This is a genomic window from Falsiroseomonas sp. RANM36 (assembly GCF_056682175.1).
Genome location: NZ_JBWXTD010000003.1, coordinates 543,155 through 550,499, shown reverse-complemented (window position 1 = coordinate 550,499; position 7,345 = coordinate 543,155). Strand labels below are relative to the sequence as shown.

General features: G+C 72.4%; 7 protein-coding genes and 1 pseudogene. 4 read left to right on the top strand and 4 right to left on the bottom strand.

Features of this window, described 5'->3' with window-relative positions; translation table 11 throughout:
• Positions 1-3 precede the first annotated feature (3 nt).
• Positions 4-159 (top strand): NAD(P)-dependent oxidoreductase, encoded by a 156-nt coding sequence (locus AC1MIR_RS07405; RefSeq protein ID WP_480028720.1) that lies wholly within the window; start codon positions 4-6, stop codon positions 157-159.
• Positions 160-170: 11 nt separating this feature from the next.
• Here AC1MIR_RS07405 and AC1MIR_RS07400 read toward each other — a convergent pair.
• The 3 genes and pseudogenes from AC1MIR_RS07400 to AC1MIR_RS07390 form a co-directional block, all read right to left on the bottom strand.
• A pseudogene (locus tag AC1MIR_RS07400) lies at positions 171-1,019 on the bottom strand (amidohydrolase); the annotation flags it as partial.
• A 73-nt stretch (positions 1,020-1,092) separates the two neighbouring features.
• Positions 1,093-1,749 carry a DUF1028 domain-containing protein gene (locus tag AC1MIR_RS07395; RefSeq protein ID WP_480027539.1) on the bottom strand — a complete coding sequence of 219 codons (657 nt, stop codon included), beginning with the start codon at positions 1,747-1,749 and terminating at the stop codon, positions 1,093-1,095.
• Positions 1,746-2,291: a cytochrome P460 family protein gene (locus AC1MIR_RS07390; protein ID WP_480027538.1), complete on the bottom strand. Its 546-nt coding sequence runs from the start codon at positions 2,289-2,291 to the stop codon at positions 1,746-1,748. Before AC1MIR_RS07390 ends, AC1MIR_RS07395 begins: the two co-directional genes overlap by 4 nt.
• Before the next feature lie 139 nt (positions 2,292-2,430).
• Between AC1MIR_RS07390 and glpK the strand changes: the two genes are divergently transcribed.
• From glpK to AC1MIR_RS07375, 3 genes are read left to right on the top strand one after another with little or no spacing between them, the layout of a single operon-like run.
• On the top strand, positions 2,431-3,921 hold the full coding sequence (gene glpK, locus AC1MIR_RS07385) for a glycerol kinase GlpK (RefSeq protein WP_480027537.1): 1,491 nt from the start codon (positions 2,431-2,433) through the stop codon (positions 3,919-3,921).
• The gene (locus tag AC1MIR_RS07380) at positions 3,918-5,072 is read left to right on the top strand and encodes a hypothetical protein (RefSeq protein WP_480027536.1); all 1,155 of its coding nucleotides are present in this window, start codon (positions 3,918-3,920) and stop codon (positions 5,070-5,072) included. The genes glpK and AC1MIR_RS07380 overlap by 4 nt, the downstream gene beginning before the upstream one ends.
• Before the next feature lie 55 nt (positions 5,073-5,127).
• Positions 5,128-6,246 (top strand): NAD(P)/FAD-dependent oxidoreductase, encoded by a 1,119-nt coding sequence (locus AC1MIR_RS07375; protein ID WP_480027535.1) that lies wholly within the window; start codon positions 5,128-5,130, stop codon positions 6,244-6,246.
• Positions 6,247-6,313: 67 nt separating this feature from the next.
• On the opposite strand, the gene AC1MIR_RS07370 is transcribed toward AC1MIR_RS07375, so the two are convergent.
• On the bottom strand, positions 6,314-7,255 hold the full coding sequence (locus AC1MIR_RS07370) for an SMP-30/gluconolactonase/LRE family protein (protein WP_480027534.1): 942 nt from the start codon (positions 7,253-7,255) through the stop codon (positions 6,314-6,316).
• Positions 7,256-7,345: the final 90 nt, after the last annotated feature.

Here is a 7,345-nt window from a genome sequence, read left to right as displayed (position 1 = left end):
CTGGTGAACCTCTCGCGCGGCGAGCTGGTGGACGAGGCGGCGCTGGCGGCGGCGCTCGACAGCGGGCATGTCGCGGGCGTCGCGGTGGGTGGCGGCCGCCCCCCCCCCCCCCGCCCCGCCCCCGCCGCGCGCGCGGCGCGGCGTGCCTGGTCGGCGTGATTGATGGTGGGCGGGTAGCCGCGGCTGTATTCGAGCCGCGCGGTCGCGTCATGCGCGGCGGCCGTCGCCTCCACCACGCGGCGCATCGTCACCTCAACCAGGTCGCGCACGGCGGGCGAGAGGGTGCGCACCGTGCCGTTCAGCATCGCCGTGTCGGCGATGACGTTCTGCGCCGTGCCGGCGTGGAACTGGGTGATGCTGACCACCGCGCTCTCCAGCGGGTCCACCCGGCGGGCGACGATGCTCTGCAGCGCGCTGACCATCTGCGCGCCGACGATGATCGGGTCCACCCCGGCATGCGGCCGCGCGGCATGGCCGCCGGCGCCCTGGACGGTGATGGTGAAACCATCCGCCGCGGCCATCATCACGTCGTCGCGGATGTCCGCCTGGCCGAGCGGCAGGGTCGGGTCGTTGTGCAGGCCATAGACCGCGTCGCAAGGGAAGCGGCTGAACAGCCCTTCCTCCATCATCACCTTCGCGCCGGCGCCGCCTTCCTCCGCGGGCTGGAAGATGAAGACCACGGTGCCGTCGAAGTTCTTCGTCTCCGCCAGGTATTTCGCGGCGCCGAGGAGCATGGCCGTGTGCCCGTCATGGCCGCAGGCGTGCATCTTGCCGGGCGTGACGGAGGAATAGGGCAGGCCCGTCTCCTCCGGCATCGGCAGCGCATCCATGTCGGCGCGCAGGCCGACGGAGCGCGTGCCGCTGCCGGCCCGCAGCACGCCGACCACGCCGGTGGTGGCGATGCCCGTATGCGTCTCGATGCCCCAGGCCTGCAGCAGCTTCGCGACCTGCGCGGCGGTGCGATGCTCCTCGAAGCGGAGTTCCGGGTGCTGGTGGAAGTCCTGGCGCCAGCCGGCCATTTCCGGCTGGAACTCGGCGATGCGGTTGAGAACCGGCATGGAAACCCCTGGGTTGCTGATCGTTGCCCGCCGGCTATAGCACGATGGCCGCGTCCGGGTTGAGCACCCGCACGACATAGGCCTCCACCAGGGGCGCGTATTCGGTCCAGAGCGACCGCAGGCGCGGGATGGGGGCGGCATCGCCATCCACCCGCAAATCCACCAGGGCGAAGTCGTGCTCGCCGAAGACCAGCAGGCTCGCGGAGCGGACATCGCCATGCTCGCCGCCGGCCGCCTCGCCGGCTTCCAGCCCGCGCAGCAGGCGTTCGGCGAGCGGCAGGTCCGGGCTGGCGGCGAAGGCCTCGGCCATGGCCTGCGGCACCTGCGCGCTCGACAGGATGTTGCCGATCGCGACCACGTCGCGCGCATGCGCGGCGCCCGATTCCGGCTTCACCTTCGCGCCGTGGAAATGCGCGGTGCGCCCGGCGGCGTCGATCGCGGCGAGCTGGCGCCATGCGTGGTCGGTGGTCGAGGCGACCAGCGCCGCCACCGTCTCCTCAGCCGTGCAGCCGGAGCGGAGCAGCGCGAGGCCGCGCGGGCCGAGGCGTGGGTCCGTGCGGTGCTGCGTCAGCACCGCGCCGACCTTCGGCGCCACCGCATGCACGCGCGCCCCGACCGCGATGGAGGAGGTGGTCGCCGCCGCGCCGAACTGGCCGGTGCGGGCGCAGCGGCCGATCAGGGAGAAGGTCATCTGCGTGCCTGCGCGTAGTCCCAGTAGGTGAAGTTGAAGTCCTGCGAGGCGCGCGCCTGCAGGTGGCATCCGAAGCAGCTGTTCAGCGGGATGGTGCGGCGCTCGCCGCTGCCGGTGAAGGCGGCGTATTCCCACTCGCCGTTCCGCAACTCCGGCCCGTAGCCCGCGCCCCAGCCGGCTTCCTTCTGCTGCGCGCCGATGGCGATCCAGCCCGGTTCCGGGATGAAGCGGCCGGAGGTGTCGAGCAGCGGGTTGCCCTGCGGATCGAGCCGCGCGCGGGTGTCGGCCATGATCAGCAGCGTGCTGTAGGGTGCCGGCTGCCCGGACCGCAGGGCGGCGAAGGATTCGGGGTTCACGTACATATGGCGGATGATCTTGCGGTCCGCCTTGTCCACCGTTGCGTAGCGGATGAAGCGGGTCTGCCAGTCGGATGGCAGCTCGATGTTCTGCGGGCCGGGCGCATAGGGCGCCCGCGGCTGCGCGGCGGCCAGGGCCGTCAGCGCCAGCAGGCCGAGGCCTGCGGCCAGCATCGTGCGTTGCATGGGTCCACTCCGCGTGCAGGATTGCCCGGCGACGCATGAAGCCATGCCTTCCGGGCCGAGGCCAGCGGCATCGCGCGCAGCCCCTGGCGCGACGCACGCCGGGCCGATATCAGCAGGAAAAGGCTGTGGAGGAGATGCGATGAAGGACGCGCTGCTGGCCCTGGACCAGGGCACCACCTCCACCCGCGCCATCCTGCACGACGCCGCGCTGGTCCCCCGCGCCACGGCGCAACTGCCGCTGGAGCAGCACTATCCCTCGCCCGGCTGGGTGGAACACGAGCCGGAGGAGATCTGGCGCGCCAGCCTCGCCGTACTGAAGGAGGCGCTGGCCCAGGGCGGGGTGGCGGCCGGCAGCGTCGCCGGCATCGGCATCACCAACCAGCGCGAGACCGTGCTGCTGTGGGACCGCGCGACGGGGCGGGCGATCCACCGCGCCATCGTCTGGCAGGACCGGCGCACCGCGGCGCATTGCGCGCGCCTGGTCTCGGCCGGTGCGGCGACGGCGATCACGGCGAAAACCGGCCTGCTCTGCGACCCCTATTTCAGCGCGACGAAGCTCGCCTGGCTGCTGGACCATCTGCCGGGAGCACGCGCCGCGGCGGAGCGCGGCGAGCTCGCCTTCGGCACGGTGGATTCCTTCCTGCTATGGCGTCTCACCGGCGGGCGGGTGCATGCGACGGATGCGACCAATGCCTGCCGCACCATGCTCTACGACATCCACCGCGGCGACTGGGACGACGACCTGCTGCAACTGTTCCGCATCCCGCGCGCGGTGCTGCCGCAGATCCTGGACTGCGCGGCGGAGCTCGGCACCACGGATCCGGCCCTGCTCGGCGCCGCCGTGCCGATCCGCGGCATCGCCGGCGACCAGCACGCCGCGACCCTCGGCCAGGCCTGCTTCGCGCCGGGGATGGTGAAATCCACCTACGGCACGGGCTGCTTCGCGCTGCTGAACACCGGCGAAGCGCCGGTCGCCTCGCGCAACCGGCTGCTGACGACGCTGGCCTGGCAGCTCGGCGGCAAGCGCACCTACGCGCTGGAAGGCGCGATCTTCATCGCCGGCGCGGCGGTGCAATGGCTGCGCGACGGCCTGAAGCTGATCCGCGACGCGGCGGAGACCGGCCCGCTCGCGCAGCAGGCGGATCCGGCGCAGAACGTCGTGTTCGTGCCGGCCTTCGTCGGCCTCGGCGCGCCGCATTGGGATGCGGAGGCGCGCGGCGCGATCTTCGGCCTGACGCGCGGCACGGGCCCGGCGGAGATCGCGCGCGCGGCGCTGGAAGCCGTGGCGTTCCAGACCCGCGACCTGATCGAGGCGATGGAGGCCGATTGGTCCACGTCCGGCGTGCAGCGCGTGCTGCGTGTCGATGGCGGCATGGTGGCCTCCGACTGGACGATGCAGTTCCTGTCGGACCTGCTCGGCGCTCCGGTGGACCGCCCGGTTGTGCGGGAGACCACGGCGCTCGGCGCGGCGTATCTCGCCGGCTTGCAGGCGGGGCTGCTGCCGCCGCCCGGCCCGTCGGTCGCGCATTGGCGGTTGGAACGCCGCTTCACGCCGCGCATGCCGCGTGAGGAGGCGGATCGCCGCTACGCAGCGTGGAAGGACGCCGTCCGGCGCGTGCTCACGGCATGATCTACGAGACGCTCGGCGTCGCGCCGATCATCAACGCGGCCGGCACCAACACGCGGCTCTCCGGTGGCATGATGGCGCCCGAGGTCACGGCGGCGATGGCCGAGGCTGCGACGGCCTGCGTGGACATCATGGAGCTGCAGGCCGCGGCCAGCCGCGCGATCGCCGAAGCCACCGGCGCGGAAGCCGGCATCGTGACCTCCGGCGCTTCCGCCGCGCTGCTGCTCGGCGCCGCGGCCTGCCTCGCGCGGCTCGACACCGCGGCGATGGATGCGCTGCCGGATGCGGCCGAGCGGCGCGACTTCGTCATGGCGCGCAGCCAGCGCACCATGTACGACCGCGCGCTGCGCGTCGCCGGCGGGCGCATCGTGGAAGTGGGCATCCCCGACCGCTTCAGCGGCGCCGGCGTGCGCGACGCCTCGGCCGCCGAGATCGCCGCCGCCATCGGCCCGCGCACCGCCGGCCTGTTCTGGGTGGCGCAGCCCTGGAGCGAGCCGTCGCTGCCCGAACTGGCGCGCGTGGCACGAGAGGCCGGCGTGCCGGTTTTGGTGGACGCCGCCGCGCAACTGCCGCCCTCGGGCAATCTGCGACGCTTCATCGCCGAAGGCGCGGACCTGGTCTGCTTCTCCGGCGGCAAGGCGATCGGCGGGCCGCAATCCAGCGGCATCCTGGCGGGCCGGCGTGACCTGGTGTGCTCCGCGCTGCTGCAGATGCTGGACCTCGACCTGCCGGAGCCGCAGTTCCGCCTGCCGCCGGAGTTCCTGGGCAACGCCGCGCCGCCGCGCCTGCCGCAGCACGGCATCGGACGGTCCTGCAAGGCGGGCAAGGAGGAGATCGTCGGCCTGCTGGTCGCGCTGCGCCGCTTCGTCGCGGAGAGCGACACGGATCGCAGCGCGCGCCTTCGTGCGACGCTGGAACGCGTGCGCGCTGCGGCCGGCGTCGGCGAGATCGCGGACGGCGCCGTGCCGCTGCTGCTGGTCCGCCCGCGCGACGCCCGCGCGGCCGAGGCAGTGCTACGATCCGAAAGAATCCATGTCGGCCAGGGGCGCCTGCGGGAGGGCCTGCTGGTGGTCAATCCGCTGGCGCTGGCGGAGCGCGACCTGGACCGCCTCGGGGCGGCGCTTGGTCGCATGATGCGCGACGCGCCGGGCTGATTGCGCGGGCCGCTTACGGGCTTTACGACACCGCCGCCGGACTGGGGAGAGACGCGTGGAGGAACTGGACGCCGTCGTCATCGGCGCGGGCGTGGTGGGGCTGGCGGTCGCACGCGCGCTCGCGCTGGCCGGGCGCGAAGTCTTCGTGCTGGAGGCCGCGGAGGGCATCGGCACCGAGACCTCCTCGCGCAACAGCGAGGTCATCCATGCCGGCATCTACTACAAGGCCGGCAGCCTGATCGCCCGCACCTGCGTGGAAGGGAAGTGGCGGCTCTACGGCTTCTGCCGCGAGCGCGGCGTGCCCTTCAGCAATTGCGGCAAGCTGATCGTCGCGACCGATGCCGAGGAAGCCGAGAAGCTCGAAGGCATCCGCGGCCGCGCCGCCGCGAATGGCGTGGACGATCTGCGTCTGCTGACGCGGGCGGAGGCGCTGGCGCTGGAGCCGGCGCTGCACTGCACGGCGGCGCTGCTCTCGCCCTCCACCGGCATCGTGGACAGCCACGCCTTCATGCTCGCCCTGCAGGGCGAGGCGGAGCATGCCGGCACCATCTTCGCCGTCCACGCGCCGGTCGCAGCCGGCCGCGCGACGGATGCGGGCATCGAGCTGGATGTCGGCGGCGCGGAGCCGATGCGGCTGCGCGCGAAGCTGGTGGTGAATGCCGCCGGGCTGCATGCGCCGGCGCTGGCGCGGCATATCGTGGGCATGCCGGCGGAGCATGTGCCGCCCGCGTATTTCGCCAAGGGCAACTACTTCACGCTGACGGGCCGCACGCCCTTCAGCCGGCTGATCTATCCCGTGCCGGTGCCGGGCGGCCTCGGCACGCATCTGACCATCGATCTCGGCGGGCGTGCGCGCTTCGGGCCGGATGTGGAGTGGGTGGAAGGCATCGACTACGCCGTGGACCCGCGGCGCGGCGACAGCTTCTACGCGGCGATCCGTCGCTACTGGCCGGAGCTGCCGGATGGCGCGCTGGAGCCCGGCTATTCCGGCATCCGCCCGAAGATCGTCCCGCCCGGCGCGCCGGCGCAGGATTTCGTGGTGCAGGGAGAAGCGGTGCACGGTGTTAAGGGCCTCGTAAACCTGTTCGGCATCGAGAGCCCAGGGCTCACGGCCTCGCTCGCGCTCGCCGACCATGTGCTGGCCGCGGCGGGGCTGGAGCCGGTGCGGGGCTGACCCGCGTTCTTCTCCCTCCCCCGTTCAACGGGGGAGGGTCGGGGTGGGGATGTTGCGCCTCAGCGCCTCAGCCCCCCGGCGCGCCCTGCGTGTTCAGGAACAGCGCGTAGAGCGAATGCGCCGCCGCCATGAACAGGCGGTTCCGGTGCCGTCCGCCGAAGCAGACATTCGCGCAGCGTTCCGGCAGGTCGATGAAGCCGATCGGGGCGCCCGCGGCGTTGAACACCTTCACCCCGTCCAGCCCCGGCCCGCCCATGCCCCAGCCGCACCACAGGTTTCCGTCCACATCCACCCGGAAGCCGTCCGGCGTCTCCCCCGGCTCGCAGGCGATGAAGACGCGGCGGTTGCGCAGCGTGGCGCCCGCCACGTCATAGGCCAGGATGTTGCGCGGCTCGCTGCGGCTCTCGACGATGTAGAGGATGCTTTCGTCGGGGCTGAAGGCGAGCCCGTTGGGGTGGTTGATGTCGTCGGCAACCAGCGTGATCGCGCCCGTCGCGCCATCCACGCGATAGACATTGGTGTGCGGCAGTTCCGCGACATGCCGCTCGCCCTCGTAGAAGCCGCCGATGCCGAAGGGCGGATCGGTGAACCAGATGCTGCCGTCGCTCTTCACCACCACGTCGTTGGGGCTGTTGAGCTTCTTGCCCTCGAAGCGATCGGCGATGACGGTGATGCCGCCGTCGTATTCGTGGCGCACCACGCGCCGTCCCTGATGCTCGCAGGCGACGATGCGCCCCTGGCGGTCGCGCGTATGGCCGTTGGCGTTGTTCGACGGCTTGCGGAAAATGCTGACCGCGCCCGTCTCTTCCTCCCATTTCAGCACGCGGTTGTTCGGGATGTCGGACCAGAGCAGGCAGCGCAGATCGCCGAGCCAAACCGGCCCCTCGCCCCAGCGGCTGCCGGTCCAGAGCCGCTCGACCGAGCTCAGCGGCAGGTGATAGCGCTTGAAGGCGGGGTCGAGCGCGCGGATCGCGGGGTCGGGGTAGCGAAGGCTCTCGGTCCAGGTCATGCGGGGCATCCTCCCTCTCTCTTGGCGTCGCGGCGGAAGCCCCGCCCGGGTGCCCCCCAGCGGAGGGGGGGGGGGCCAAGGCGGCGCGGG